This window comes from Streptomyces sp. NPDC005925, from assembly GCF_040638805.1.
Lineage (GTDB): Bacteria > Actinomycetota > Actinomycetes > Streptomycetales > Streptomycetaceae > Streptomyces.
This window is the reverse complement of the sequence record NZ_JBEXVL010000039.1, coordinates 1-26,400: the sequence shown is the minus strand read 5'-3', so window position 1 is coordinate 26,400 and position 26,400 is coordinate 1. Positions and strand designations below refer to the sequence as shown.

Here is a 26,400-nt window from a genome sequence, read left to right as displayed (position 1 = left end):
TTTCCGGCACCGGGGTGTGGCTGCGAACCGTGCCCCGCCACCCGATACGCTCCCGCTCGTGAGCAAGAACGCCTCCTTCCAGCGGCCCCCGGGCGCTCGCGCCTACGCGCTGCGTACCTCGCGTGGTGGGTTCGCCGTCGTCGACATGCCCGTCGCCGACGGCGTCGGGACGCGCGGGGTCGCGCTGCTGCTGCCCGGGTTCACCGGCAGCAAGGAGGACTTCACGCTGCTGCACGAGCCGCTGGCGGCGCGCGGCTACCGGACGGTCGCCGTGGACGGGCGCGGGCAGTTCGAGTCGGACGGCCCCGCCGACGACGAGTCGCCCTACGCGCAGGAGGAGCTCGCGCGCGATGTCCTCGCCCAGACGGCCGCCCTGGGCACCCGGGTGCATCTCGTCGGGCACTCGCTGGGCGGGCAGATCGCCCGGGCCGCCGTTCTGCGGGACCACGCCCCGTTCCGTTCGCTCACCCTGATGTCCTCGGGACCCGCGCAGATCTCCGACGACCAGCGGGAGCGTGTGAAACTGCTGCGGGACGCGCTCGGCACGATGGCGATGGACGAGGTGTGGGTCGCGATCCAGGCCATGGGGCCGCCCGAGGAGGTCGGCGGCCCGGCCCGCGGCCCCGGCGACCAGGCCCAGCTCCGCCGCCGCTGGCTGGGCACCAGGCCGGCCCAACTCCTCGCCACCGGGCGGCAGTTGTGCGCCGAGCCGGACCGCGTGGCGGAACTCGCCGCCGTACCGCTGCCGTTCCACGTGGTGTCGGGCGCGTACGACGACACCTGGCCGGTGCCCGACCTGGACGACATGGCGCTGCGGCTGGGTGCCCGCCGCACGGTCGTCGAGGGCGCCGAGCACTCCCCCAACACGGACCGGCCCCTGCCGACTGCCCGCGCGCTGGCCGACTTCTGGGACGCCGCCACCGCCGGGTAGCCGGGGCAGGGAAGGAACTCTGCTAGTACTGCGCCTGCAAGTGGTCCCAGAACCCGTCGCGCAGGGCCCGCCGCAGGTCCGCCTGGCCACGCAGCGAGTACTGAAGCAGGCCCTCCGCCTCCACCAGCAGGTCCTGGTCGACCGACCCGGGCAGGTAGGGGTGGCCCGGCAGCAGCTCGACGAGCGCTTCCCTGCCCCGCGCCACGAGCCACTTCGCCGCGATCTGGGCGCCGACGAAGCGGACGTCCTCGCGGGTGGGCCGGGCGGCGGTCGCCTCGTAGGCCTGGGCAGCGCGGCGGGAGACGTACGGTTTGAAGAAGTCGAGGTCCAGGGTGCGCTGGCTGTCGACCTCCCACAGCAGGGGCTCCGCCTGGTTGCGGCCCTCCGGGGCCTCGATGCCCCACAGGTGGACCCGGGCGCCGTAGCCCTGCGCCGCCTCCACCGCCGAGACCAGGTCCTCGTCGCCGCCGAGCAGCGCGGCGTCGCTGATGGCGCGGTGCCGGGCGAGCGACTCCAGGTCGGAGCGGATGAGGGAGTCGACGCCCTTCTGCTGGTTGTTGGCGTTGAGGTTGCCGAGGCGCACCTTGACGTCGGGCAGCTCGGCGATGGACTGCTGCTCCGCCGTGTGGATGCGGCGGCGGGCACCGTCGTACCAGTAGACCCGCAGCAGCCGGCTGTCCGCGAAGATCGTGCGGGCGCGGTCGATGAGCGCGTCGATCAGGCCCTCGGCGTCGAGGTCGAAGGCCCGCCGGTCCTCGGTGCCGGCGACCAGCCGGCCCGCCGCCGCGTACAGGTACCCCGCGTCGACGAAGATCGCATGGGTGGAGGGCGTCTTGGCCACCTCGGCGAGCATGCGCTGGAGCAGCTCGTTCGTGCGGTCGATACGGGCGGTGAGGGCCGCGTGGTCTTCGTTCATCGCCCCTATTGTCCCGGCGGTCACGCTGCGGACACAACCGGTCCCGGTCAGTCTTGCCTTTGAACCGCCTCCGGCCCGCTTCCGTCATGGCCGGGCACGACCGACCTTTTACCCGGCAGTATTTAGACGGTCGAAAATTTTCTTTAGCGTAGGGAATGTTTGTCGTGGGCAACACGTTGGAGATATGTGGAACGCGGGCACTCCTGCTCCGTGGCCTCCACCAGTAGTTCTCCTCCAGGAGGATGACCAGACGAAGGGAGAAGCCCTTGCGCTTCGAAATCATGCGTCTCGACGATGTCGACGGAACCCCCGTGGACAGTACGGTCGTGGACGCCGCCTCCGTCAATCGCATCGTTCAGCAGGCAGCCGCCGTCGGGCAGCGCCTGTGGATACGCCCGGCCGAGACCTCGGCCTCATAACGGCCACACAGCAGCGGCTCGCCCCTGCAGACGCTTCGGAGCCCCGGTTCGGACACGCCGTACCGGGGCTCCGCGCATGCCCGGGGCCACCCGGAGCCTCCTGCGGTCAGGACGTCCGTATCACCTGGGTGACGCCGTTGATGATCTGCTGCACGGCGATCGCGGACAGCATCATGCCCGCCAGCCTGGTCACCAGCACCACACCGCCGTCCTTGATGACGCGGATGATCACCAGCGAGTAGCGCATCACCAGCCACAGCACGACATGGATGGCGAGGATCGCCGACCACACCGCCACCTGCGGGGCGAGGCCCTCGGCCCTCTGCACGGCGAGGATGACGGACACGATCGCCCCGGGCCCGGCCAGCAGCGGCATGCCCAGCGGTACGAGCGCGACGTTGACGTCCTTGGTCTGCTTCGGCTCGTCCGTCTTGCCGGTGAGCAGATCGAGCGCGATCAGCAGAAGCAGCAGTCCGCCGGCGATCATCAGCGCCGGGACGGACACATGCAGATAGTCGAGGATCTGGTGGCCGAGCAGGCCGAAGACGGTGATCACGCCGGCCGCGACGCAGACGGCCTGGAACGCCATCCGCTTCTGCGTCCGGACGGGCCGCCCACCGGTCAGCGCGAGGAAGATCGGGGTGATCCCCGGGGGATCCATGATGACAAACAGGGTCAGAAAGAGAGAACCGAAGACGGCGACGTCGAACATCGAGGGGAGAGCCTTGCCGAAAGAGAGCGGGAGGGGTGACGGGAGGCGGGCGCGAGGGAGGCAGGCGGGCGCCGGCGCCGGGACGGGAGCCGGGCCACGCGTCCGGCTTCACCGGGGACGGGAGCCGGGCCGCGCCTCAGCTCTGCCGCGCCGGGAGCCGGGCCGTGCTTCCGGCTCCGCCGTGGCCGGGGAGCCGGCCGCGCCTCAGGCTCCGCCGGTTCCCGGCACCGGGAACGCGCCGGTCGCGCGTCGCGTGATCTCCCCGTACACCTCGGGGTCGGTGGTGTACTCGCCGAGCACGCAGGTCTTGCGGCTGCCGTGGTAGTCACTGGACCCGGTCACCAGCAGTCCCAGCTCCTTGGCGAGGCCGCGCAGCCGCGCCCGCGCGCCGGGGTCGTGATCCATGTGGTCGACCTCGATGCCGTCGAGCCCGGCGGCGGCCATCTCGGCGATGGCGGAGTCCGGCACCGTGCGGCCCCGCTTGGCGGCGGCCGGGTGTGCGAAGACGGCGACGCCGCCCGCGGCCTTGACCAGCCGGAGCGCCTCGAAGGGGTCGGTCTCGTGCTTCTCCACGCAGGCCCGCCCGCCGTCGGCCAGCCACTCGGGCGTGAAGGCCTCACCCACGGTCGGTACGACGCCCAGCTCCACGAGCGCGGACGCGACGTGCGGCCGGCCGACGGAGCCGTCCCCGGCGATCCGGCACACCTGCTCCCAGGTGACGGGCACGCCCAGCGCGTTCAGTCTGGCGATCATGCCCTTGGCGCGCGGCACCCGGTCGTCCCTGAGCAGCTCGCGCTCGGCGAGCAGGGCGGGCTCCTCGGGGTCGAAGAGGTAGGCCAGCAGATGCATGCTGATGCCGTCGTGGCGGCAGGAGAGTTCGGCGCCCGTGACGAGGGTGAGCCCCTCCGGGAGCGCGGCGAGGGCCTCGGCGTGCCCGCGGGTGGTGTCGTGGTCCGTCAGCGCGACGACGTCCAAGCCGGCCGCGGCGGCCGTGCGGACCAGCCGCGTAGGACTGTCCGTGCCGTCGGACGCGGTGGAGTGGGTGTGCAGATCGATGCGCACGACGCACGCTCCAGGCGGTGACAGGACGGACAGGGACGCTCAAAGGATAACCGGACCTACGGACACCCCCGTCACACCCGCAGCCGCCCAGCGCCCCCTACACGTCGAGCCCGGCTCCGACGGGCGCCGGTTCTCCGCCGCTCCCGTATCCGCCTGCGGCCCCGCCCCGCGGAACGCTCAGACGCCGAGCAGCCGGGGCGACAACGCGCCGCACGGTACCAGTTCCGCCTCGGCCCCGGCCTCGCGCAGATCGGCGAGGACCAGCTCGTCGTACATCAGCAGCCCCGACTGGTCGGGCCAGACGACCGCCCAGAGCCACAGGCCGAGCGCCTCGCCGACGAACACGGCGCGGTCGGCGGGCGCCGAGGCGACGTGCCACAGCGGAGCGGGGCGGCCGGCGGCCAGCACCTTGGCCTCGGCCGGCTTCTCGACGTCCATGCCGGGCCCCGGGTCGGGGCCCTCGATGCCGGCGTAACGCGCACCGAGGCCGACGCCGAGCTCCTCGGCCACCAGGACCATCTCCCCCATCCCGCCGAGCGGGCCCGGACCGGTGCACGCCACGGCGGTGGCCCGGCCGCCGCTGCGGTCGTCACCGGCGCAGGCCACGCCCGTGAACAGCCAGCCCACCGGCAGCGGCCACGGCATCCACACGGGCACCTGCGCACGGCGCACGACGACATTGAGGGCGTCGACACTGGGCGGGATCACCGGTTGCAGAGGGTGGACGGCGCCATGGACATCGCACTGCCACGCATCGGCGAAAAGACCGGGAGCCCTGACCCGGCCACCGCACTTCGGGCAACTGGGTTCGCCCCTCATAGAGCCCCACGGTCCTACCCCCGCCCCGCCACGTCAAGGACGGTCACCCGTCCGGGGGTCGGCGCACCGAACGCCCGCCACTCCCCCCAGATTTAGATGCAGCTTGCATTAATTAGCACAGCTAACTTATTATGTGTAGCAGCCCACCATCTCCACGGACAGGAGCACGCAGGGACACCCTCGACGCGGGGGCGGGCGGCATACTCAAGCAGCCGAAGGCCGTGTGGGCGACCGCCGGCGCGTCCGTCGTCGCCTTCATGGGCATCGGACTCGTCGACCCGATCCTGCCGTCCATCGCCAAGGGCCTCGACGCCTCGGCGAGCCAGGTCTCCCTGCTGTTCACCTCGTACTTCCTCATCACCGCCGTCGCGATGCCGCTCACCGGCTTCGTCTCCAGCCGGATCGGCGGCCGCGCCACGCTGCTGCTCGGCCTCGCGCTCGTGACGGTCTTCGCGGGCCTGTCCGGCACCTCGGGCTCGGTCGGCGAACTCGTCGCCTTCCGGGCCGGCCGGGGTCTCGGCAACGCCCTGTTCGTGTCCACCGCCCTCGCCGTCATCGTCGGCGCGGCGGCCGGAGGCAGCGCGGCGGCGATCCTTTCCACCGTGCTGGCCTTCACGCCGTTCGTGCTGGACATGACGCCGTACAAGTCGGGTGCCGTGTTCTTCGCGTGGGGTGTGCTGCTCGCCGTCTTCTCGGTGGTCGTGGCCCCGCGTCTGCAGAGGCGGTTCGGCTCGCTGAAAGTCCTCGGCGGTTCGCTGCTCCTGCTCGCCGCCGACGTACTCGTCCTCGGCTACGGCGACCACACCACGGCCGTCGTCTGCACGATCCTGTCGGGCGCCTTCATCGGCGTGAACAACACCGTCTACACCGAGTTGGCCCTCGGCGTGTCGGACGCGCCGCGTCCGGTGGCGAGCGCCGGCTACAACTTCGTGCGCTGGCTCGCGGCGGCGGCAGCGCCCTGCTTCGCGCCGAAGATCGAGGAGTGGACCGACCTCCACGTCCCGTTCGTGGTGGCCGCGGGCACGGCCGTACTCGGCGCCGCCGTCGTCCTCGTACGGCGTTCGTCGCTCACGCGGGAGGCGGCGGGACGGGAGCCGGCGCACGCCACCGAGGACGGCGTGCCGGTCTACGCGAACTGACCGGCTGGACGAGGGGCGTTGGGTGAGCTTCCTCACGCCCTGTCAGTCGAGTGGCACGGACCTGCGGGAGGGATCGCGCAGGTCCGTCTTGTGCGCCAGCCAGCGTTCCTGGAGCTCCTGGGCGCCGTGGACGCGCTTCCAGGCGGCCTCGTTCGGCGTCATCGGCAGCAGCGGCAGGAACCGTACGGGGTCGAGCGGCTCGTCGAGCTCCAGGTCCTCCACCAGGCCACCCGGCTCGGCGACCAGCACCGAGGTGAACGGGGCGCCGGGCCACAGGGGTTCACCCACGTCCAGCGAGGCACCGGGCGCCACGACGACTCCCTCGACCTGCGGGGACGCGGCGAGCACGGCCAGCGGACGCAGCACCTTGTCCGTGTCGGCGACTCCGGCCCGTACCGACAGGAGCAGTTCGGCACGCGGGCCCCTGACGGGGTCGGCGACCACGGACGTGGGATCCGTCATGGGGTGCGCGGACATACCGAGCGAGGCGTACCGGACGACGTCCCCCTCCGTGAAGCGCAGGACTTCGATGCGGTCGGTGCCGAGAAAGGTGACCGACGCGCGCGCGTCGGGCTCGCCCAGAGCGGTGCGCAACCGGGCCTCGACCAGAGGAACAACATCAGCCATGCGGCGAGCATAGAACTCGTCAGCGCACGGCAAAGCGGCGCCTTGACATGCTGACCGGCTGCTACTCTTGCGCCGTGTCGGGGCAGCACACATGGGGGCACCGCCCAGGCCTTCGGGCAACTGGAGCACAGCGACCGGGGCCCCGACGCCGATGAGACTCTCCAGGGAGTGGGATCGTCCCTCAAGAGGGACCGGCCGGAGGAGGTGGGGCTGTCATGGATCGAAGTCGACCGTGCAGTACTACCCGCTCTTCCGACCGCTGACGCGGCTGCTCTGCTTCAGCCGGCCACCTGTGACCTCGCATTCGTGCCCACGGAAGAGCACTGCGTTTCGTTGTGCCTGATCTGTCTGATCTGCATCAGTACCTGAATCAGTAGCGAAACTCGCCACCGCGACGGTGCGGTGCTCCCCGCTTTGTGGACGTGCCAGACATCCAGAGCCAGGACGTCCCCATTCCGGGCAGTTCCACCCGTTGCCGGCGCCTTTCGTTGCCCGCCTGCGAAGGAGCCTGCTCATGTCGATGATCCGCGACCTGCGAGCCGCCGTCGTCCGTCCCTCCCGCGTGTCCCTGCGCAAGGACGGCGGGACCTACGACACCACGCGCGCCCCCGGGACCCCGTCCGCCGTCGTCGATTGCGCCGTCTACCGCGACGGCCGGCGCGTGCCGGCCGGGACGCCGCTCAGCCCGCCCGAGGCGATGCGCCAGGTGCGCCGCGACGGGGGCTTCGTGTGGATCGGGCTGCACGAGCCCACCGAGGCGGAATTCGCCGGTATCGCGGGCGAGTTCGGGCTGCACCCGCTGGCCGTGGAGGACGCCGTCCAGGCCCACCAGCGGCCCAAGCTGGAGCGTTACGACGACTCCCTCTTCACCGTCTTCAAGACGATCCACTACATCGACCACGACCAGTTCGACGCCAACAGCGAGGTCGTCGAGACCGGCGAGGTGATGTGCTTCACCGGGCGGGACTTCTTCATCACCGTCCGGCACGGCGGACAGGGCTCGCTGCGGGCGCTGCGGCACCGGCTCCAGGACGACCCGGAGCTGCTGGCCAAGGGCCCCTCGGCGGTGCTGCACGCCATCGCCGACCACGTGGTGGACGGCTACATCGCGGTCGCCGACGCGGTGCAGGACGACATCGACGAGGTGGAGACCGAGGTGTTCTCGCCGGGGCGCAAGGGCACCCCGCGCGGCACGGACGCCGGCCGGATCTACCAGCTCAAGCGCGAGGTGCTGGAGTTCAAGCGCGCCGTGTCGCCCCTGATGCGCCCCATGCAGCTGCTGAGCGAGCGGCCGATGCGGCTGATCGACCCCGACATCCAGAAGTACTTCCGGGACGTCGCCGACCACCTCGCCCGGGTGCAGGAGCAGGTCATCGGCTTCGACGAGCTGCTGAACTCCATCCTCCAGGCCAACCTCGCCCAGGCGTCCGTCGCGCAGAACGAGGACATGCGCAAGATCACCTCCTGGGCCGCGATCATCGCCGTACCGACGATGGTGTGCGGGGTGTACGGCATGAACTTCGACCACATGCCGGAGACGCACTGGGAGTTCGGCTACCCGATGGTCCTCGGGATCACGGTGGCCCTCTGTCTGGGCATCCACCGCACGCTGAAGCGCAACGGCTGGCTCTGACCGGACCGGACCGGCCACGGCCGGACGGGCGACGGTCGGGCATCCGTGGGCTGCACTCCGGCACCGGTCGGCTCCGGACCGCGTGGATAGGCTGGGCGCATGACCAGCCACCTGCTCGACCGGGCTCTCGTCGAGGAAGCCACCAAGAAGTCCGGCCTCGTCTGGGTCACCGCGCCCGGTCTCCCGGCCCGCGCCCTGTGGCACGTCTGGCACGACGGCGCGGCCTGCGTCGTCGGTGACGGGCCCGGGGAGCAGCCGCTCGCCGGGCTGGTCGACGGGGCCTCGGCCGAGGTCACGGTGCGCAGCAAGGACAAGGGCGGCCGGCTCGTCTCCTGGGCGGCCCGCGTCACCGAGCTGCCGGCCGGCTCGAAGGCGTGGCAGGAGACGGTCGCCCAGCTCAAGGGCAAGCGGCTGAACGCCCCGGACGGCGAGGCCATGCCGGACCGCTGGGCCCGCGAGTGCCGCGTCGTACGCCTGGAGCCGACCGGGCGGATCGCGCCGCTGCCGGACGGTTCGCTGGCCGAGGCGCCGCTGCCGACGCCCGCCACGACGCGGGAGCCGGTCCCTGCCGGGCTGCCCCGCCTGCTGCTGAAGCGGCGCAGGCGGAAGTAGGCCCGCCCGTCCGTGGGCGGTGCCGGTGTCATTACGAGGTCGGCAACTGTCGGCCGTAGTCCAGGATCTCGTCGCCCGCCGGCTTCTTGAGGGCGAACTCCCTGCCCCAGTCCGAGAAGGACAGGGTGCCCGCGCTGCCCGCCCTGACCAGGCGCAGCGGATACGGCGTGCCCTCCAGGGACACGTCCAGCGTGCCGCCCGAGCCCTTGTCGCCGGTGATGCGGATGACCGGCACGCCGGCCTGCTCGTGGTGCCCGTCGGTCGCGAGCTCGCCGTGCAGCGTCAGGAGCCCGTCCAGCAGCAGGTCCATGTCGGTGAAGCCGCTGAACTTCTTGTACGAGGGGTCGCCCTGCGGCACCTTCACGTACTTGCCGCTGAGCTTCTCGACCGCCGCCGCGTCGGCACCGCCGCTGCCGCCCTCGCCGTCGGCGTGGCTCCAGAAACCGGCATCGGCCTTGAGGAACAGGTCCTTGCCGGCCCGCATCAGCTGGAATTTCATTCCCTTGGCGGTGACGGCGCCGGTTCCGCCGTCGGACTTCAGGCGCATGTCGAGCGTGTACGTGCGTCCGCTGGTGACCACTGTCCCGTGAAGACGTACCGCTTCGGCGGCCTCCGCCGCCTTCCGGGTCTTGGCCTGGATCTTCTCCGCCGGGAGTCTGCCGACCCCGTTGGTGCCCTCGTCGGGGTCCTTCTCGCCGCACCCCGTCAGCGCCGTCCCCGTCACGAGCAGCGCGCACATCGCGGTCACCAGCGCGGCCCGGCGGTTACGGCTCTGGGGAATCGCAGTCACAGGTGGGGCTGCCTTTCTGACGGAGCTGACGGAGCCTGCCGGTCCGGTGGGTCCGGCGGGGCGGACCGGGCGGCACGGCGTACCGCAGAGTACCGGGGGCCGTTCGGTCCGGACGGAGCCAGTCCGTCCGGACCGCTCACCAGGGCGTACCGGAAGGGGACGGGCTAGCCTGAACTCCACCGGGCACTTCGGGCGACCGGCACGGCCGTGCAGGTCACAGCGTCCGACCCAGCGCCGTACGGAACGGATCACGGCCCACGGCAGGGCGCCGGACGGAGCACCGCGCAGCGAGTGGTACGGACCGGGCACGGGAAGGAGGCGCGGCACATGGCAGCCGGCGCGCCCCGGATCTTCGTCTCGCACCTCGCCGGGATCGCCGCGTTCGACCCGAGCGGCGACCAGGTGGGCCGCGTGCGCGAGCTGGTCGTCATGCTGCGTGTCGGGCGGCGGCCACCGAGGCTGCTCGGCCTGGTCGTCGAACTCGCCACCCGCCGCCGCATCTTCCTGCCCATGACCCGGGTGACCGCCATCCAGTCCGGCCAGGTCATCACCACCGGGGTGCTCAACGTCCGGCGCTTCGAGCAGCGGCCCACCGAGCGCCTCGTGTTCGGGGAGCTCCTCGACCGGCGTGTCACGCTCGTGGAGACCGGTGAGGAGGTCACCGTCCTCGACCTGTCGGTGCGGCAGCTCCCGGCCCGGCGGGAGTGGGAGATCGACCGGATCTTCGTCCGCAAGGGCAAGAAGGCGGGTGCCTTTCGGCGCGGCAAGGGCGAGGCGCTGACCGTCGAGTGGTCCGCCGTCACCGGTTTCTCCCTGGAGGAACACGGGCAGGGCGCCGAGAACCTGCTCGCCACGTTCGAGCAGCTGCGCCCCGCCGACCTCGCCAACGTGCTGCACCACCTCTCCCCCAAGCGCCGCGCCGAGGTCGCCGCCGCCCTCGACGACGACCGGCTGGCCGACGTGCTGGAGGAGTTGCCGGAGGACGACCAGATCGAGATCCTCGGCAAGCTCCAGGAGGAACGGGCCGCCGACGTCCTGGAGGCCATGGACCCGGACGACGCGGCCGACCTGCTCGGCGAGCTGCCCGTGGAGGAGCAGGAGCGCCTGCTGAGCCTGATGCAGCCCGGCGACGCGGCCGACATGCGGCGCCTGATGTCGTACGAGGAGCGCACGGCGGGCGGTCTGATGACCACCGAGCCGATCGTGCTGCGCCCGGACTCCACGGTCGCCGACGCCCTCGCCCGGGTCCGCAACGCCGACCTGTCGCCGGCGCTCGCCGCCCAGGTGTACGTGTGCCGGCCGCCCGACGAGACGCCGACCGGCAAGTACCTGGGCACCGTCCACTTCCAGCGGCTGCTGCGCGACCCGCCGTACACGCTGGTCGGCTCGATCATCGACGACGACCTCCAGCCGCTGGCGCCGGACGCCGCGCTGCCGGTCGTCGCCGGGTTCTTCGCGGCGTACGACATGGTCGCGGCGCCCGTCGTGGACGAGTCCGGGGCGCTGCTGGGCGCGGTGACCGTGGACGACGTGCTGGACCACATGCTGCCGGACGACTGGCGCGAGACGGAGTTCCACCTCGACGGGGAGGAGGCGGGTGCGGATGCCTCCTGAGCGCGAGAGCGTCCGCGAGCGCACGCCCGTCGGCGCCACCGCGGCCGGCCGGCCCCGGCCCCGCCTGGACCAGCCTCGCCCGCCGCGCCGTCGGATCCTGCCCGAATGGGACCCGGACGCCTTCGGGCGGCTGTCGGAGCGCATCGCGCGGTTCCTGGGCACGGGACGGTTCATCGTCTGGATGACGGTCGTCATCATCTGGTGGGTGGTGTGGAACGTGGCCGCGCCGGGCGGTCTGCGCTTCGACCAGTACCCGTTCATCTTCCTGACGCTGATGCTGTCGCTGCAGGCCTCCTACGCGGCGCCGCTGATCCTGCTCGCGCAGAACCGGCAGGACGACCGCGACCGGGTCAACCTGGAGCAGGACCGCAAGGAGAACGAGCGCTCCATCGCCGACACCGAGTACCTGACCCGCGAGATCGCCGCCCTGCGCATCGGGCTGGGCGAGGTCGCGACGCGTGACTGGATCCGCTCCGAGCTCCAGGACGCGCTGAAGGAACTGGAGGAGCGCGGGGACGGCCACCACGACCGGCCGGACCGAGGTGAACGGGGGGACCGCGGGGACCGCCATCACGACCGGGGCGTATTCCCGGCGGGCCACCCGGGGCGGCGTGACATGGACGACCGGTGACGGGGCTTTCCCGGCCCGGCACCGGGCGCCGTACCATCGTCTCTATGGCTACGGAAGACGCGGTGCGTGAAGCACTGGCGACGGTGAACGACCCCGAGATCCACCGCCCCATCACGGAGCTCGGGATGGTGAAGTCGGTGGAGCTCGGCGCGGACGGGACGGTCGCGGTCACCGTGTACCTGACGATCTCCGGCTGCCCCATGCGGGAGACGATCACTCAGCGGGTGACCGACGCGGTCTCGCGCGTCGAGGGCGTCACCCGCGTCGACGTCACGCTCGACGTCATGAGCGACGAGCAGCGCAAGGAGCTGGCGAGCGCGCTGCGCGGCGGCCAGACCGAGCGGGAGGTGCCCTTCGCCAAGCCGGGCAGCCTGACCCGGGTGTACGCGGTCGCCTCCGGCAAGGGCGGCGTCGGCAAGTCGTCGGTCACGGTGAACCTGGCGGCGGCGATGGCGGCCGACGGGCTCAAGGTCGGCGTGGTCGACGCCGACATCTACGGCCACAGCGTGCCGCGCATGCTGGGCGCCGACGGCCGTCCCACCCAGGTCGAGAACATGATCATGCCGCCGTCCGCGCACGGCGTGAAGGTCATTTCGATCGGCATGTTCACCCCGGGCAACGCGCCGGTCGTGTGGCGCGGCCCGATGCTGCACCGCGCGCTCCAGCAGTTCCTGGCGGACGTGTACTGGGGCGACCTCGACGTCCTGCTGCTCGACCTGCCGCCCGGCACCGGCGACATCGCCATCTCCGTCGCCCAGCTGGTCCCGAACGCCGAGATCCTCGTCGTGACGACGCCTCAGCAGGCGGCGGCGGAGGTGGCCGAGCGGGCCGGTTCCATCGCCGTACAGACCCACCAGAAGATCGTCGGCGTGGTCGAGAACATGTCCGGGCTGCCCTGCCCGCACTGCGACGAGATGGTAGACGTGTTCGGCACGGGCGGCGGTCAGGTCGTCGCCGACGGCCTGACCCGCACCACCGGTACGAACGTCCCGGTGCTGGGCAACATCCCGATCGACGTCCGCCTCCGCGAGGGCGGTGACGAGGGCAAGCCGGTCGTCCTGAGCGACCCGGACTCGCCGGCGGGCGCGGCCCTGCGCTCGATCGCCGGGAAGCTGGGCGGCCGGCAGCGCGGCCTGTCGGGCCTGTCGCTGGGGATCACGCCGAAGAACAAGTTCTAGGACACGGCACGGGGGAAGGGGCGCCGCAGGCTTGCGGCGCCCCTTCCGTCACGTCATGCCAGGTCAGGCGTACAGCGTGATGTCCTTGACCTCGGCGAACCCGAGGCCGTACGCGCTCATGCCCCGCCCGTACGCCCCGACGTGCGCCCCCGCCCCGGTGGAGCCGGCCAGCACCCAGCCGAACGCGGACTCGCGGTAGTGGAAGCGGGTGGGCACCCCGTCCACCGGCAGCGTCAGCGTCGACCACTCGGGCCCCGCCAGGTCGTCCGCGAGGGCCCACGCCGTCTCGGTCTGCTGGTCCAGCCAGTCGTCCCGCAGGGCGTGGTCGACCTGGCCGGGCCAGGTGCACGTGAGCAGCCCGACGCCCGCGAGCCAGGCCACCGAGGACACCGAGGTGGCCTCCAGCACGCCCGTGCCGTCCGGGCTGCGCCGTACGGGGTTGGCGGCGACCGTGACGACGACCGCGAACTTCTCCTTGGCGTCCTGGTCCGCCGTGTTCTCGTTGCGCACCGACGGTTCGTCGCCGTGCCCGATCGAACCGTGTTCCACCGCCCCGTCGGCGGCGGCACCGACCTGCATCAGCCAGCGCGGCCCTGTGAAGGCCTCGTCGAGGCCGTACCACGGGAAGGGCGCGCGCAGGTAGTCGTCGACCGTGCGCCGGGCGGAGGCGGCCTGCTGTCCGTCCTCCGCGGCCGGCGCCTGCGCGACTGCCCCACTCGTCGTCTCCATGTGCCGGACGCCTCCTCGCTCTAGTTCGGACCGGCCGGCCCGCCCCCCTTCGGGCGTACTCGTCCGGTCCGCACAACAACTCGGCAGCATATCCACACCCGTGGACACCGCCGGGAAAACGCCCGGCGCGCGGGTCGCCCGAACGACGTCCGCGCGCCGGGAACACGGTACGAATGGGCTGGAGGGGAGGCGTGCGGAACTTGTGACGTATGAGACACGTCACGTACGGAAACGGGTCCTGGTGGAGGAGTGCCCTGTCCCCCGTACGGAGCAGGCGGGTCCGGTACGGCTCAGGTGGCGTCCGCGTCGAAGGGCGGGCGCTCCTCGCGCCGCGGCTCCTCGGGCTTCTTGGCCATGTCGACCCGGCCGCCCGACGGCGCCGGGGCCGCCGCGGAAGGGGCGTCCGTGTCACGGCCGTGCACGGCGTCCGCGACCTCGGCCATCTCCTTCTTCAGGTCGAAGCTGCTGCGCAGCTCCTTGATCCCCAGGTCGTCGTTGTCCAGCTGCTTGCGGATGAACGTCTTGGGGTTGAGGTCCTCGAACTCGAAGTCCTTGAACTCCGGGCCCAGCTCCTGCCGGATGTCCTGCTTGGCGCTCTCCGAGAACTCCCGGACCTTCCGGACCGTCCGCATGACGTCCTGGATGACCTTCGGGAGCTTGTCCGGACCGAAGACGAGCACGGCGAGGACGACGATCGTCACCAGCTCGAGCGGTCCTATGTCATTGAACACCTGAAGCTCCTTGCGATGTCCTCGGCCCTCGGCCCTCGGTGGTGGTCTGTGCGGGTCTTCCGTGGTCCGGGCCGGATCCACGGTACCCGCCGATCCCGTCCCACCGGTACCGTCCCGTGACGTCCGGGTGCGTGTATGCGTTCGGTTTTCTCGGTGTTCGCCCGAACGATCCCGTTTACAGACCGGCCCGTCAACGGGGGGTGCCCGCGTCGGCCGGCCCCGTGGCACGAGCGGTCGGCGGCTCGTGGGCCTCACTCGCCCCGTGAGGAGCCGAGGACGAGGGAGAGGGTCCGCTCGTCACCGTCGCGCTCGAGGGTCAGTTCGAGGCGGTCGCCGGGGCGGTGGGAGCGGGTCTTGACGATCAGCTCCTCGCCGGAGTGGACGCGCTGCCCGTCGACCTCGGTGATGACGTCACCCGCCCTGATCCCGGCCTTGGCGCCGGGGCCGCCCGGGCTGACCGCGGGACCGCCGCCGCTGCCCCTGCTGCCCACGCGGGCGCCGTCGCCGCTGTAGTCCATGTCGAGCGAGATGCCGATGACGGGGTGGGTCGCCCTGCCCGTGTTGATCAGTTCCTCGGCGACGCGCTTGCCCTGGTTGATCGGGATGGCGAAGCCGAGACCTATCGAGCCGGACTGGCCCCCCTCCGTGTCGGCGCCGCTGTCGGCGGAGCGTATGGCGGAGTTGATACCGACGACGCGGCCCTCGGCGTCCAGCAGCGGACCGCCGGAGTTGCCCGGGTTGATGGGCGCGTCGGTCTGCAGCGCGTCCACGTACGAGACGTCGCTGCCGTCGCCCTTGCCGCCGCCCGCCGTGATGGGCCGCTGTCTGGCGCTGATGATGCCGGAGGTGACCGTGCCGGCCAGGTCGAAGGGCGCGCCGATGGCGACGACGGGGTCGCCGACCCGGACGTTGTCCGAGTTGCCGAGGGGCATCGGGGTGAGGCCCTTCACGCCGGTGACCCGGACGACGGCGAGGTCGTAGCCGCTGTCCCGGCCCACGACCTCGGCCCGCGCGGTTTCGCCGCTGTTGAACGTCACCGTGATCTCGCCGTCGGATCCCGCCGGCTCGACGACGTGGTTGTTGGTGAGGATGTGGCCGCGGTCGTCGAGGACGAAGCCGGTGCCGGTGCCCTGTTCGTCGTCACCGCTGACGTGCAGCGTGACGACGGCGGGAAGGGCGCGGGCGGCGATCCCGGCCACGCTGCCGGGCGACCGCCCGGAGCTCTCCTTGCCGGCCTGCGGCAGCTCGACGCCTCCGACACCGCCGTTGCGCTCCAGATACGCGCCCACGATCCCGCCGACGCCTCCGGACACGAGCGCGACCAGCAGAATGCCGCCGACCAGCACCTGGCGCCCCCGTCGGCGCCGCTGCTCACGACGAGGAACGGCGGCACCATTCTGCTGAAGGGCCCCGGCAGCCGGAACTGCCCAGGGGTCGTAGCGCCCCCAGGGGTCGGCGGATTCGGCGGGCGCGGGCGCGTCGTGCAGGGCGGGAGCGGGTGCGGGCGCTTCAGCGACAGGGGCGGCGACCGGAAGGGGCACGGCGTCGTGGGGCGGCGTGAGGGAGGCGGCCGGAGGCCGCAGGGACGCCGGGTGCGGACCAACCGGCGCCACCGGGCCGGGCGGTGCGACCCGGCCCGGCGGCAGCGCCGCCCCCGCTCCCGGCGCGGGCACGGTGTGCTGGACGGGCGGCACGGGCGCCCCTGGCGGCGCCACCACGGCCGTACCGTGCGCGGGCGTCGTCGCAGGGTGCTGGACGGGCGGCGCGGGCGCCCAGGGCCCCGGCTCGCCGTACGGCGGGGTGCTGTAGGGGTCCGGGTCGTGCAGAGGCTTGGGCCGCTCGGCGGCGGGGCTCACGGGCGCGACGGAGGTCACGTCCAGACCGGCGGGGGCTGCGGGAACAGCAGCGGCGGACGCGTCAGGGCCCGCGAGGCTTGCAGCAGCGGGCGCGGCGGGGCCTGCGGCAGCGGGAGCGGCAAGGCCCGCAGCGACGGCGCCGGATGCCGATGGCGACTCCGGGGCCGCCACCGCCTGGTGAGGAACCGCGGCGTCACCCACCGCCGGACGCTCCAGCTCGTAGTCACCGTCTCCGTCGGCCTCCGGCTCCGCCTCGGCCCGGCCCTCGGCCGGGGCGCCGGCCCCGGCACGGCTCCCGTCCGCGCGGACCGCTTCCGCGTCGCCCGCCGGGCCCCCCGCCCGTGACGGCCCGGCCGGGGTCTCCGCGCCCGGCGTCACCGGTTCCCCCGTGTCCGGCCGACCCGGCGCGCCCGGCGCGCTCTCCGGCTGCCCAGCAGGGCCCTGTGCGGGCTTCCCCTCGTTCATGCTCTCCCCACGCTGGCCGCGGCACGGCTCGTCGGCGGTGGCCGCAGTTCGTCGATTCCGCGCCCGGCACCCTGACAGGAGCGCGGCCCACCCGGGATTCAATCAGGTTCGCGGGGCGGCGCGCAGAGCCCGGGGCGCCCGACACTGCTCCGCCGGACGCCTCGGGCGTGCGGGCCGGAGCGCCGTGCCCGTGCCGCGGCGTGGTCGGCGGGGCGGGCGACGGCGGCCCGTCACGGGAGGTAGTGGGAGGGCGGCGCCGACGAACTGGCCGAGGTGGCCTCGGGAGCGGGTGCGGTGAGCAGTCCGGGAGTCGGGGTCCACGAGCTCAGGGTGACCGGCTGGGTGGTGGACGGCGGACGTATCAGCGGGGATACGGCTGCCGCACCGGCCTGCACGGGCGTCGTCAGCGGGGGCATGTGCTGTCGGGCCGTGGCGGGGGAGGGCAGGCCGGACAGCAGCGGCGCGGACACCTCGGTCGGGACGCCAGGGGTGTTCCCGAACGCCTGCTGGCCGCCCTGGGCGAGCACCGGCCCGGCCGTGCGGCGGCGCTGGGCGTCCGGGCCGGTCGTGGCCGCCGCGCCGGGGGTGCGCAGGGGAGTGACGTTGCTGCCGGAGCCGGCGCGGGCCTTGGCCGTGTCGGCCGTCGTGCCGGAGGTGACCCCACCGAGCGCGACGGCGGCCAGCGAGACGGCCCCGGCGGCGACGAACGCGATCCGCAGTCCGCGCGACGCCGTCCGGTCGGAGTCCTGGCGGCCGACCTCGTGGATGCGGAAGCCGCGGTCCTGGGAGGGCGGCGGCACCGCGGCGTGGGAGCCGGCGGGGGCGTAGTCGAACGCGAAGCCGTCGTCCCGCTTCGCGCCGAAGACCCCGGACGTCCCGAACCGGCCGGGCAGGCCGCCGAAGCCGCCGTTGCCCAGTCGCGGGGAACCACCGCCCGGGTCGCCGCCCGGCAGCCCCTGGAGGCGGGCCAGCAGGCTCTCGGAGGGCGGCGGCGGCGCCGTCTCCGCGAAGACGTTCTTCAGCCGGCGCTGCTCGTCCACCTCCGCCTTGCACTTCGGGCAGGTGGCGAGATGCGCCAGTACACGCTCGCGCGTGTCATGACCGAGCTCGCCGTCCACCAGGGCGGCGAGTCGGTCTCCCAGATGCTGCTCTGCGAGGTGTCCCTCGACAGGCCTCGGCCGTGACCCGCTCACGCGCTCGCGCCCCCTCCTCCCAGTGCCGGCACACGGGCGGCGAAGGAGCGGCGCTCGGCCCGCGCCTCCGGCGCCCGGTGCGCGAGGGCCTTGCGCAGCTGCGAGCGCCCGCGGTGGATCCGGGAGCGGACCGTGCCGAGCTTGACGCCGAGGGTCGCGGCGATCTCCTCGTACGACAGCCCCTCGATGTCGCACAGCACGACCGCCGCACGGAACTCGGGGGCGAGCGTGTCGAGGGCCTGCTGGACGTCCGCGTCGAAGTGGGCGTCGTTGAAGAGCTGCTGCGGGGTGGGTTCGCGGCTGGCGAGCCGCTCGGCCGCGTCGTCGCCGAGCGCGTCGAAGCGGATGCGCTGCTTGCGGCGGACCATGTCCAGGAAGAGGTTCGTGGTGATGCGGTGCAGCCAGCCCTCGAAGGTCCCCGGCGTGTACGTCGACAGGGAGCGGAAGACGCGCACGAAGACCTCCTGCGTGAGGTCCTCGGCGTCGTGCTGGTTGCCCGTGAGGCGGTAGGCGAGACGGTAGACCCGACCACTGTGCGTGCTGACGATCTCCTCCCAGCTGGGCGGAGTCCACGCCGACCCGTCCGCGTCGGTGGAGAACGTCGCGGTCTGCGGGTGGCCTGCGGCGTGGCTGGGGTCAGCAGCGGTGTCATTCACGGATTTCGGCCTGCCCGCCGACCCGAGGAAGCGCCGCAGCGCTCCTCTCCGATCCAAAGGCGCGGCCGCACCTCCCCTGTCGGCTCTGGTGGTGTCCAGTGGAGCACTTACCATAGCCACCTCGCCCGTTAGCTCCGGATAAGCGGTTTTACGAGAAATTGCCGGGGGCCGGCACGGCTCGTACGCCAGCGTCTGCACTTGCTCGGCGTCCTCGCCCATCCGCCACCCCCCGTCATCACCTTCGCTGCTCGCTCGTCCCTTTTAACGACCGGTCCCATCTGCGGGTTCCCGGCGCCAACGGATACAGTCACGCCCAGGCAACCACGGGGACAGGAGAGGGCCATTAGCGGCAACCGGCAGACGAGCTGGGCGTTCGCCGACGCCTATGTCGCCGAGGAGGACGCGCTGCACTGGGCCCGCGACCGGGCCCGTGAGGCGGGGCTGCGCTCGGTGTCGCCCAGCACGGGCTCCGCGCTGCGGTTGCTCGCCGCCGCCGTGGACGCGAAGGCGGTCGCCGAGATCGGGACGGGCTGCGGCGTCTCGGGGATTCACCTGCTGCACGGCATGCGCGCGGACGGTGTCCTCACCACGGTGGACCCGGAGCCCGAGCACCAGCAATTCGCCCGGCAGGCCTTCCGGGCGGCGGGCTTCGCCGGCAACCGGGCCCGGTTCATCCCCGGCGGGGCCCTGGACGTGCTGCCACGGCTCGCGGACGCCGGCTACGACCTCGTGTTCTGCGACGGCGACCGGCTCGAATATCTCGACTATCTCGCTGAATCGTTGCGTCTGCTACGGCCCGGTGGCCTGGTCGTTTTCGAGGGTGTCTTCGCGGGCGGCCGGACCGTGGACTCGGGGCCCCAGCCTACCGAGGTGCTGCGGCTGCGCGAGGTGCTGCGCACGGTGCGGGAGAGCCAGGAGCTCGTGCCGTCGGTGCTGCCGGTGGGCGACGGGCTGCTGTGCGCCGTGAAGCGGTGAGCCACCGAGCCACGGACGTGTCCTGCTCCGGAGATGTTCGCGCGCCTGCGGGGCGCGCCGCGCATACCCCGGACATCACTGGCCCCGGCGACCGTAAGCGGTGCCGGGGCCACTGAAAGGGTATGGGTCGCGTGCGCTCAGCCGACGACCTTCTTGAGAGCGTCGCCGAGCGCGTCGGCCTCGTCCGGGGTCAACTCGACGACGAGCCGACCGCCGCCTTCGAGCGGAACGCGCATGACGATGCCCCGCCCCTCCTTGGTCACCTCGAGCGGGCCGTCACCCGTCCGCGGCTTCATGGCCGCCATGCTCGTTCCCCTTCCTGAAACCAGCTCATCGTCAAAGCCGACGGCCCCCTGAAGGGCACGCCCGGTCCGGAACGGACACGCGCGCGACACCGGCATCGAACACATTGCTTCCCAGCCATTATCCCGCATCGCAGGACCCGATGACCAACATCGGTAGGCATCGCTTGGGCAACGCACGCGAGCAAAACCACTCAATTCGGTGCCGTGGCTGCAATACTGCGCGCCCGTACACACTTCCACCGAACGGAAACCGCCCGGAATTGTTTGACGCAGGTCACACGGCCGGTCCGTTCCGCGGTCGGTGATGTCGGCCATGCTGTCCTGCAGACAACCGCCACACGGAGGGGATACGCCATGGCCGACACCGTGCTCTACGAGGTGACCGACGGACTCGCGACGATCACGCTGAACCGCCCCGAGGCGATGAACGCGCTCAATGTCGACACCAAGGTCGCCCTGCGGGAGGCGGTGCGGTCCGCCGCGGCCGACGACGCCGTACGGGCGGTGCTGCTGACGGCCGCCGGGGAGCGGGCGTTCTGCGTCGGCCAGGACCTCAAGGAGCACATCGGGCTGCTGGCCGCGGACCGGGAGTCCGGCGCGGGACAGACGATGAGCACGGTACGGGAGCACTACAACCCGATCACGCTGGCGCTGGCCGGCGCCGCGAAGCCGGTGGTCGCGGCGGTGAACGGTGTGGCGGCCGGGGCGGGCTTCGGTTTCGCGCTCGCGGCGGACTACCGGCTGGTCGCGGACACCGCCGCTTTCAACACGTCCTTCGCGGGCGTGGCGTTGACCGCCGACTCCGGCATCTCGTGGACTCTGCCCCGGGTCGTCGGTCCGGGCCGGGCCGCCGACCTGCTGCTGTTCCCGCGGAACATCGGCGCGCAGGAGGCGTACGAGCTGGGCATCGCGAACCGGGTGGTGCCGGCCGCGGAGCTGCGGGCCGAGGCCGAGAAGGTGGCGCGGGCGCTGGCCGCCGGGCCGACGGTCGCCTACGCGTCGCTGAAGGAGTCCATGGCATACGGGCTGACGCACTCGCTGCGGGAGACCCTGGCGAAGGAGGAGGAGCTCCAGACGCGGGCCGGGGCCTCCGAGGACCACGCCATCGCGGTGCGGGCGTTCGTCAACAAGGAGAAGCCGGTGTACCTGGGGCGGTGACCTCGCCGCTCAGTCTTCGGGGGTGCGCGCCACGCAGGCTTCCAGGTGGTCGTCCACCAGGCCGCACGCCTGCATCAGCGCGTACGCCGTCGTCGGGCCGACGAAGCGCAGGCCCCGCTTCTTCAGGGTTTTCGACAGGGCCGTCGACTCGGGTGTGATCGCCGGGACGTCCGCCAGGGTCTTGGGGGCCGGGCGGCCCGGTCCGGGGGCGTGGGACCAGATCAGGTCGTCCAGGTCGCCCGGGGCCCAGTCGGCGAGCACGCGCGCGTTGGCGAGCGTGGCGTCGATCTTCGCGCGGTTGCGGATGATGCCGGGGTCGGCGAGGAGCCGTTCGCGGTCGTCGTCGGTGAAGGCGGCGACCCGGGCGATGTCGAAGGCGGCGAAGGCGGCCCGGAAGCCGGGGCGGCGGCGCAGGATGGTGATCCAGGACAGGCCCGACTGGAAGGCCTCCAGGCTGAGCCGCTCGAAGAGGGCGTCGTCGCCGTGGACGGGGCGGCCCCACTCGTCGTCGTGGTAGCTCACGTAGTCCGCGGTGGACAGGGCCCAGGGGCAGCGCAGGGCGCCGTCGGGTCCGGCGAGGGCGGCGCTCACCGCTCGTCCTGCCGCGCGGGCTTCGCCTGCGCGGTGTGGCGGGCGGCGGCGCGGGCACCGGCCAGCGCGGACTCCAGGTCGGCGATGCGGGCGTCCCGCTCGGCGAGCTCGGCGCCGAGGCGGCCGAGGGCGTCGTCCACGTCGGCCATGCGGTAGCCGCGTGCGGCGAGCGGGAAGCGCAGGCGCTCCACGTCGGCGGGGCCGAGCGGCCGGTCCGGCGGCAGGTGGTCCTGGAGCCGCTCGGGCGTGGCGTCGGGCAGCGGGGCCCGCTCGCCGCCGCCCAGCACGGCGAGGGTCACCCCGGCGACCACGACGGCGAGCGCCACGACCAGGAACAAGAACATCACCATCGCTGGGGCCCCCACGTCGGATGGATCGGATGCGGATGTGTCAGGCTCCGATCGTGCCATGCGGCTGTGACAGTTAGGGTCGCAGGCGGCGTGGACGGGGACGTACGAGGAGAGGTCACAGGGGATGCTCAGGCTGGGCAGGCGCGAATTCGACCCGCACGAGCCGGTGATCATGGCCATCGTGAACCGCACCCCGGACTCCTTCTACGACCAGGGCGCCACCTTCCACGACGAGCCGGCGCTGGCGCGCGTGGAGCGGGCGGTGGCCGACGGGGCCGCGATCATCGACATCGGCGGTGTGAAGGCCGGGCCCGGCGAGGAGGTCACCGCCGAGGAGGAGGCGCGGCGCACGGTCGGCTTCGTGGCGGAGGTGCGGCGGCGCTTCCCGGACGTGGTGATCAGTGTGGACACCTGGCGGCACGAGGTCGGCGAGGCCGTGTGCGAGGCGGGCGCGGACCTGCTGAACGACGCGTGGGGCGGCGTGGACCCGGAGCTCGCTCAGGTCGCCGCGCGGCACCGGGTGGGCCTGGTGTGCACGCACGCGGGTGGCGCCGAGCCGCGCACGCGCCCGCACCGGGTGACGTACGACGACGTGATGGCGGACATCCTGCGGGTGACCGTCGGGCTGGCCGAGCGGGCGGTGGCTCTCGGCGTGCCGCGCGAGTCGGTGCTGATCGATCCGGGGCACGACTTCGGGAAGAACACGCGGCACAGCCTGGAGGCGACGCGGCGGCTCGGGGAGATGGTGGAGACGGGCTGGCCGGTGCTGGTGTCGCTGTCGAACAAGGACTTCGTGGGGGAGACGCTGGACCGGCCCGTGAAGGAGCGGGTGCTGGGGACGCTGGCGACGACCGCGGTGTCGGCGTGGCTGGGGGCGCAGGTGTACCGGGTGCACGAGGTCGCCGAGACCCGGCAGGTGCTGGACATGGTGGCGTCGATAGCCGGCCACCGTCCCCCGGCGGTCGCCCGCCGGGGTCTGGCGTAGCCCATGCGTGCAGGGTCTGTCGTTTGGATCAGGCCGGCTGTGAGACGCGGTGCTGTGCAGCCGACGCGAGCGGGGTCTGGTGCGTGCGGCTGCAAGGCGGAGGAGGGCGTCAACGCGGAGCGTTGGCAACCGACGACAACGCGGCAGACGTGCGTGCCAGACCCCGCGACGCCGGGGTGATCCGAACGACAGGCCCTACCGCCCGGCCTCCTTGGAGACCAGGGCGACGGCCTCGTCCACGTCGTCCGTGACGTGGAACAGCAGCAGGTCCTTCTCGGCGGCCTTGCCGCCGGCGATCACGGTGTTCCGCAGCCAGTCGACCAGTCCGCCCCAGTACTCGCTGCCGAACAGGACGATCGGGAAGCGGGTGACCTTCTGCGTCTGGACCAGGGTCAGGGCCTCGAAGAGTTCGTCCAGGGTGCCGAGCCCGCCGGGCAGGACGACGAAGCCCTGCGCGTACTTGACGAACATCATCTTCCGGACGAAGAAGTAGCGGAAGTTGAGGCCGATGTCGACGTACTTGTTGAGGCCCTGCTCGAAGGGCAGCTCGATGCCGAGGCCGACGGAGATGCCGTTCGCCTCGCAGGCGCCCTTGTTGGCGGCTTCCATGGCGCCGGGCCCGCCGCCGGTGATGACGGCGAAGCCCGCCTCGACCAGTCCCCGGCCGATGCGTACCCCGGCCTCGTACTCGGGTGAGGAGACCGGGGTGCGGGCGGAGCCGAACACGCTGATGGCGGGGGGCAGTTCGGCGAGCGTGCCGAAGCCCTCGATGAACTCCGACTGGATGCGCAGTACGCGCCAGGGGTCGGTGTGCACCCAGTCGCTCGGGCCGCCCGCGTCCAGCAGCCGCTGGTCCGTGGTGCTCGCCTGGACCTGGTCCCGCCTCCGGAGGACCGGCCCCAGGCGCTGCTCCTCGGGCGGCTGCTTCTTCCCCTCGGGGTTTCCGGTAGCCATGTGCGCTCCCTCCGTCGGCGTGTCGTCCCGCTCAGCGTAGATCCACAAGGGTTACGTCCGGGGGATTGCCGCATGTCCGCCGGTGACACGCGATAAACACGAGCGGCAACTTGTTGCCTCGGGCCCTACGCCGTGAGCCAGGCTCGCAGGCGCTCCTCGCCCGCGAGGATCATCGCGGTGTCGACCCGTTCGTCACGTTTGTGTGCGTATTGCGGATCGCCGGGGCCGTAGTTCACCGCTGGCACACCGAGCGAGGAGAACCGGGACACGTCGGTCCAGCCGAACTTGGGCCGCGGGGTGCCGCCGACCGCCTTGATGAAGGCCGCCGCGGCGGGGTGGGACAGGCCGGGCAGGGCGGCGCCGCTGTGGTCGTCCACGACGAACTCCTCGACCCCGCAGTCCGCGAACACCTCGTGGACGTGGGCCAGCGCCTCTTCCGCCGTGCGGTCGGGCGCGTACCGGAAGTTGACGCTCACGACGCACTCGTCGGGGATGACGTTGCCGGCGACGCCGCCCGTGATGCGGACCGCGTTCATGCCCTCGTGGTACTCCAGCCCGTCGATCACGGGGCGACGCGGCTCGTAGGCGGCCAGCTTCGCCAGGATGGGGGCCGCCGTGTGGATCGCGTTGGAGCCCATCCAGCCGCGCGCCGAGTGGGCCCGCTCCCCCGTGGTCCTCAGCAGGACCCGCAGGGTGCCCTGGCAGCCGCCCTCGACCTGCCCGGCGGACGGCTCCAGCAGCACCGCGAAGTCGCCCCGCAGCCACTCCGGGTGCGCCTCGGCGACGTGGCCCAGCCCGTTCAGGTCGGCGGTGACCTCCTCGTTGTCGTAGAAGACGAACGTCAGGTCGCGGTTGGGGGCCGGGACCGTTGCCGCGATGCGCAGCTGGACCGCGACACCCGCCTTCATGTCGCACGTGCCGCACCCCCACAGCACGCCGTCCTCGTCGAGGCGCGAGGGGAGGTTGTCCGCGATCGGCACGGTGTCGATGTGCCCGGCGAGGATCACCCGCTCCGGCCTCCCCAGGTTCGTGCGGGCCACGACGTTGTTGCCGTACCGGTCGACCGTGAGGTGCGGCAGCGCGCGCAGGGCGGTCTCGAGGGCGTCCGCGAGGGGCTTCTCGGTGCCGCTCTCGGAGGGCATGTCGACGAGCCGTGCGGTGAGCCGCGCGGCGTCCAGCGTGAGGTCAAGCGGGGTAACGGCCATGCCGTCGACCCTAACGCGCGGGCCGCTGCGGCACTGTCCACACCGGACTCCTGCCGGGCGGCCGCCTCAAGTACCTTGTACGCGTGCCAGAGCCGCCTCCCTCTTCCCCGCGCAAACGTGGCGGCCGCCTGCTCAGATGCGGGGCGGCCTTCGTTGTCCTGCTCGCCGTCGCCGGCTATCTCGCGGTGCAGTACGTCACCGGGGGCAGGGGCGGCCCGGGCTGCGAGGTCGTCGCCGACAGGGGTGGCGCGGCGTACGCGTTCTCGCCGGAGCAGGCGGTCAACGCGGCGACGATCACCGCTGTGGGCACCGCGCGTGGCCTGCCGGAGCGAGCGGTGACGATCGCGCTGGCGACCGCGCTCCAGGAATCCGCCCTGCGCAACATCAGGCACGGCGACCGCGACTCCCTCGGCCTGTTCCAGCAGCGCCCCTCACAGGGCTGGGGCACCCCGCAGGAGATCATGGACCCGACGTACGCGTCGGCCAGGTTCTACGACCATCTGGTCAAGGTGCCCGGCTATACCCGGCTGCCGCTGACGGTCGCCGCGCAGCGCGTGCAGCGCAGCGGTTTCCCGCAGGCGTACGCCAAGCACGAACCGGACGCCACGCTGCTCGCCGCCGCCCTCACCGGACGCTCGGCGGCCACGCTGACCTGCGAGGGGCGGCCGGGCGCCACCCCGGTGGCCGGACCGGACGCGGTGCGCGCGGCGCTGGTGCGCGACTTCGGGCGGGACGCGCTCCAGCCGGCGGGCGCCGAGGTGGACGGGACGGCCACGCCCACCCCGGCGGCGTCCCCCGGGGGCACGGGCGGTTCCGGCGACGGGAACACGGTGCTGCTGCCGGTGACGGGCGAGCCGGGCGCGGCCGGGCACCGGAGCCCGGCGCGGCGCGGCTGGCAGCTGGCGCACTGGGCGGTCGCCAACGCCTCGGCGCTGCACATCACGCAGGTGACGTACGCCGGCCGGGAGTGGACGGCGGGACAGACGGACAGCCGGTGGCGTGCGACCGCCGGCGCGGGCGCGGCGGGCGCCGAGAGGGACGCGGGCGCGGTCCGCATCGTCACCGCGCACTAGGCCGTGTCTGATAATTGATCTTGTGGTGGGTCGTGGTGAGCTGACGGATGTGGCGTGGGAGCGGATAGCACCGCTGCTGCCGGGTGTTGAC

At 72.5% G+C, this 26,400-nt stretch carries 28 protein-coding genes; 12 read left to right on the top strand and 16 right to left on the bottom strand.

What is annotated here, in order from left to right; translation table 11 throughout:
• Positions 1 to 58 precede the first annotated feature (58 nt).
• Entirely contained in the window at positions 59 to 931 is an 873-nt protein-coding gene (locus ABZ354_RS27155; RefSeq protein WP_358661085.1) for an alpha/beta hydrolase, read from the top strand.
• A 22-nt stretch (positions 932 to 953) separates the two neighbouring features.
• Here the strand turns inward: ABZ354_RS27155 and ABZ354_RS27150 are convergent, their stop codons facing one another.
• Complete coding sequence (locus ABZ354_RS27150; protein WP_358661083.1) at positions 954 to 1,847, bottom strand: NYN domain-containing protein; 894 nt, start codon at positions 1,845 to 1,847, stop codon at positions 954 to 956.
• Between the two features lie 266 nt (positions 1,848 to 2,113).
• Between ABZ354_RS27150 and ABZ354_RS27145 the strand changes: the two genes are divergently transcribed.
• A complete protein-coding gene (locus tag ABZ354_RS27145) occupies positions 2,114 to 2,266 on the top strand; it encodes a hypothetical protein (protein ID WP_358661081.1) in 153 nt (50 codons plus the stop codon).
• Between the two features lie 106 nt (positions 2,267 to 2,372).
• On the opposite strand, the gene ABZ354_RS27140 is transcribed toward ABZ354_RS27145, so the two are convergent.
• From ABZ354_RS27140 to ABZ354_RS27130, 3 genes are all read right to left on the bottom strand, one after another.
• Positions 2,373 to 2,978 carry a MarC family protein gene (locus ABZ354_RS27140; RefSeq protein WP_358661079.1) on the bottom strand — a complete coding sequence of 202 codons (606 nt, stop codon included), beginning with the start codon at positions 2,976 to 2,978 and terminating at the stop codon, positions 2,373 to 2,375.
• Positions 2,979 to 3,182: 204 nt separating this feature from the next.
• A complete protein-coding gene (locus ABZ354_RS27135; protein WP_358661077.1) occupies positions 3,183 to 4,040 on the bottom strand; it encodes a PHP domain-containing protein in 858 nt (285 codons plus the stop codon).
• Positions 4,041 to 4,217: 177 nt separating this feature from the next.
• A complete protein-coding gene (locus ABZ354_RS27130; protein WP_358661075.1) occupies positions 4,218 to 4,859 on the bottom strand; it encodes a DUF6758 family protein in 642 nt (213 codons plus the stop codon).
• A 131-nt stretch (positions 4,860 to 4,990) separates the two neighbouring features.
• Here ABZ354_RS27130 and ABZ354_RS27125 point away from each other — a divergent pair, with 131 nt between their 5' ends.
• A complete protein-coding gene (locus ABZ354_RS27125) occupies positions 4,991 to 5,998 on the top strand; it encodes an MFS transporter (protein ID WP_358661073.1) in 1,008 nt (335 codons plus the stop codon).
• Between the two features lie 42 nt (positions 5,999 to 6,040).
• Here ABZ354_RS27125 and ABZ354_RS27120 read toward each other — a convergent pair whose 3' ends face one another.
• Entirely contained in the window at positions 6,041 to 6,625 is a 585-nt protein-coding gene (locus ABZ354_RS27120; RefSeq protein ID WP_358661071.1) for a suppressor of fused domain protein, read from the bottom strand.
• Positions 6,626 to 7,139: 514 nt separating this feature from the next.
• Between ABZ354_RS27120 and ABZ354_RS27115 the strand changes: the two genes are divergently transcribed.
• Positions 7,140 to 8,258 (top strand): magnesium and cobalt transport protein CorA, encoded by a 1,119-nt coding sequence (locus ABZ354_RS27115; RefSeq protein WP_358661069.1) that lies wholly within the window; start codon positions 7,140 to 7,142, stop codon positions 8,256 to 8,258.
• Between the two features lie 99 nt (positions 8,259 to 8,357).
• Positions 8,358 to 8,870, top strand: coding sequence for a hypothetical protein (locus ABZ354_RS27110; RefSeq protein WP_358661067.1), 513 nt, complete (start codon positions 8,358 to 8,360; stop codon positions 8,868 to 8,870).
• A 31-nt stretch (positions 8,871 to 8,901) separates the two neighbouring features.
• On the opposite strand, the gene ABZ354_RS27105 is transcribed toward ABZ354_RS27110, so the two are convergent.
• On the bottom strand, positions 8,902 to 9,609 hold the full coding sequence (locus ABZ354_RS27105) for a hypothetical protein (RefSeq protein ID WP_358661113.1): 708 nt from the start codon (positions 9,607 to 9,609) through the stop codon (positions 8,902 to 8,904).
• A gap of 378 nt (positions 9,610 to 9,987) precedes the next feature.
• Between ABZ354_RS27105 and ABZ354_RS27100 the strand changes: the two genes are divergently transcribed.
• From ABZ354_RS27100 to ABZ354_RS27090, 3 genes are read left to right on the top strand one after another with little or no spacing between them, the layout of a single operon-like run.
• Entirely contained in the window at positions 9,988 to 11,274 is a 1,287-nt protein-coding gene (locus ABZ354_RS27100) for a CBS domain-containing protein (RefSeq protein WP_358661065.1), read from the top strand.
• The gene (locus tag ABZ354_RS27095; protein WP_358661063.1) at positions 11,264 to 11,905 is read left to right on the top strand and encodes a DUF1003 domain-containing protein; all 642 of its coding nucleotides are present in this window, start codon (positions 11,264 to 11,266) and stop codon (positions 11,903 to 11,905) included. Before ABZ354_RS27100 ends, ABZ354_RS27095 begins: the two co-directional genes overlap by 11 nt.
• A 44-nt stretch (positions 11,906 to 11,949) precedes the next feature.
• A complete protein-coding gene (locus ABZ354_RS27090; protein WP_358661061.1) occupies positions 11,950 to 13,083 on the top strand; it encodes an Mrp/NBP35 family ATP-binding protein in 1,134 nt (377 codons plus the stop codon).
• A 63-nt stretch (positions 13,084 to 13,146) separates the two neighbouring features.
• On the opposite strand, the gene ABZ354_RS27085 is transcribed toward ABZ354_RS27090, so the two are convergent.
• The 5 genes from ABZ354_RS27085 to sigE form a co-directional block, all read right to left on the bottom strand.
• Positions 13,147 to 13,812 (bottom strand): hypothetical protein, encoded by a 666-nt coding sequence (locus ABZ354_RS27085; protein WP_358661059.1) that lies wholly within the window; start codon positions 13,810 to 13,812, stop codon positions 13,147 to 13,149.
• A 290-nt stretch (positions 13,813 to 14,102) separates the two neighbouring features.
• Positions 14,103 to 14,543, bottom strand: a complete 441-nt coding sequence (locus ABZ354_RS27080; RefSeq protein ID WP_358661057.1) for a sec-independent translocase — start codon at positions 14,541 to 14,543, stop codon at positions 14,103 to 14,105.
• Positions 14,544 to 14,794: 251 nt separating this feature from the next.
• Positions 14,795 to 16,570: a trypsin-like peptidase domain-containing protein gene (locus ABZ354_RS27075; RefSeq protein ID WP_358661111.1), complete on the bottom strand. Its 1,776-nt coding sequence runs from the start codon at positions 16,568 to 16,570 to the stop codon at positions 14,795 to 14,797.
• A 524-nt stretch (positions 16,571 to 17,094) separates the two neighbouring features.
• Positions 17,095 to 18,057: a zf-HC2 domain-containing protein gene (locus ABZ354_RS27070; RefSeq protein WP_358661055.1), complete on the bottom strand. Its 963-nt coding sequence runs from the start codon at positions 18,055 to 18,057 to the stop codon at positions 17,095 to 17,097.
• Positions 18,054 to 18,827, bottom strand: coding sequence for an RNA polymerase sigma factor SigE (gene sigE / locus ABZ354_RS27065; RefSeq protein WP_358661053.1), 774 nt, complete (start codon positions 18,825 to 18,827; stop codon positions 18,054 to 18,056). Before sigE ends, ABZ354_RS27070 begins: the two co-directional genes overlap by 4 nt.
• Positions 18,828 to 18,989: 162 nt before the next feature.
• On the opposite strand from sigE, the gene ABZ354_RS27060 reads away from it, so the two are divergent.
• Positions 18,990 to 19,688, top strand: coding sequence for an O-methyltransferase (locus tag ABZ354_RS27060; protein ID WP_358661107.1), 699 nt, complete (start codon positions 18,990 to 18,992; stop codon positions 19,686 to 19,688).
• A gap of 137 nt (positions 19,689 to 19,825) precedes the next feature.
• Here the strand turns inward: ABZ354_RS27060 and ABZ354_RS27055 are convergent, their stop codons facing one another.
• A complete protein-coding gene (locus tag ABZ354_RS27055) occupies positions 19,826 to 19,993 on the bottom strand; it encodes a DUF3117 domain-containing protein (RefSeq protein ID WP_003966491.1) in 168 nt (55 codons plus the stop codon).
• A 354-nt stretch (positions 19,994 to 20,347) separates the two neighbouring features.
• On the opposite strand from ABZ354_RS27055, the gene ABZ354_RS27050 reads away from it, so the two are divergent.
• Positions 20,348 to 21,151, top strand: a complete 804-nt coding sequence (locus tag ABZ354_RS27050; RefSeq protein ID WP_358661051.1) for an enoyl-CoA hydratase-related protein — start codon at positions 20,348 to 20,350, stop codon at positions 21,149 to 21,151.
• A gap of 9 nt (positions 21,152 to 21,160) precedes the next feature.
• Here the strand turns inward: ABZ354_RS27050 and ABZ354_RS27045 are convergent, their stop codons facing one another.
• Both ABZ354_RS27045 and ABZ354_RS27040 read right to left on the bottom strand, forming a co-directional pair.
• On the bottom strand, positions 21,161 to 21,742 hold the full coding sequence (locus tag ABZ354_RS27045; protein ID WP_358661049.1) for a DNA-3-methyladenine glycosylase I: 582 nt from the start codon (positions 21,740 to 21,742) through the stop codon (positions 21,161 to 21,163).
• Positions 21,739 to 22,092 (bottom strand): DivIVA domain-containing protein, encoded by a 354-nt coding sequence (locus ABZ354_RS27040; protein ID WP_358661047.1) that lies wholly within the window; start codon positions 22,090 to 22,092, stop codon positions 21,739 to 21,741. The genes ABZ354_RS27045 and ABZ354_RS27040 overlap by 4 nt, the downstream gene beginning before the upstream one ends.
• 124 nt (positions 22,093 to 22,216) lie before the next feature.
• Between ABZ354_RS27040 and folP the strand changes: the two genes are divergently transcribed.
• On the top strand, positions 22,217 to 23,077 hold the full coding sequence (gene folP / locus ABZ354_RS27035; protein WP_358661045.1) for a dihydropteroate synthase: 861 nt from the start codon (positions 22,217 to 22,219) through the stop codon (positions 23,075 to 23,077).
• Positions 23,078 to 23,272: 195 nt separating this feature from the next.
• Here the strand turns inward: folP and ABZ354_RS27030 are convergent, their stop codons facing one another.
• On the bottom strand, positions 23,273 to 24,031 hold the full coding sequence (locus ABZ354_RS27030) for a TIGR00730 family Rossman fold protein (protein WP_358661043.1): 759 nt from the start codon (positions 24,029 to 24,031) through the stop codon (positions 23,273 to 23,275).
• Positions 24,032 to 24,156: 125 nt separating this feature from the next.
• Positions 24,157 to 25,236: a succinyl-diaminopimelate desuccinylase gene (gene dapE / locus ABZ354_RS27025; RefSeq protein ID WP_358661041.1), complete on the bottom strand. Its 1,080-nt coding sequence runs from the start codon at positions 25,234 to 25,236 to the stop codon at positions 24,157 to 24,159.
• A gap of 83 nt (positions 25,237 to 25,319) precedes the next feature.
• On the opposite strand from dapE, the gene ABZ354_RS27020 reads away from it, so the two are divergent.
• Entirely contained in the window at positions 25,320 to 26,309 is a 990-nt protein-coding gene (locus ABZ354_RS27020; protein ID WP_358661039.1) for a heavy metal transporter, read from the top strand.
• Positions 26,310 to 26,400 lie beyond the last annotated feature (91 nt).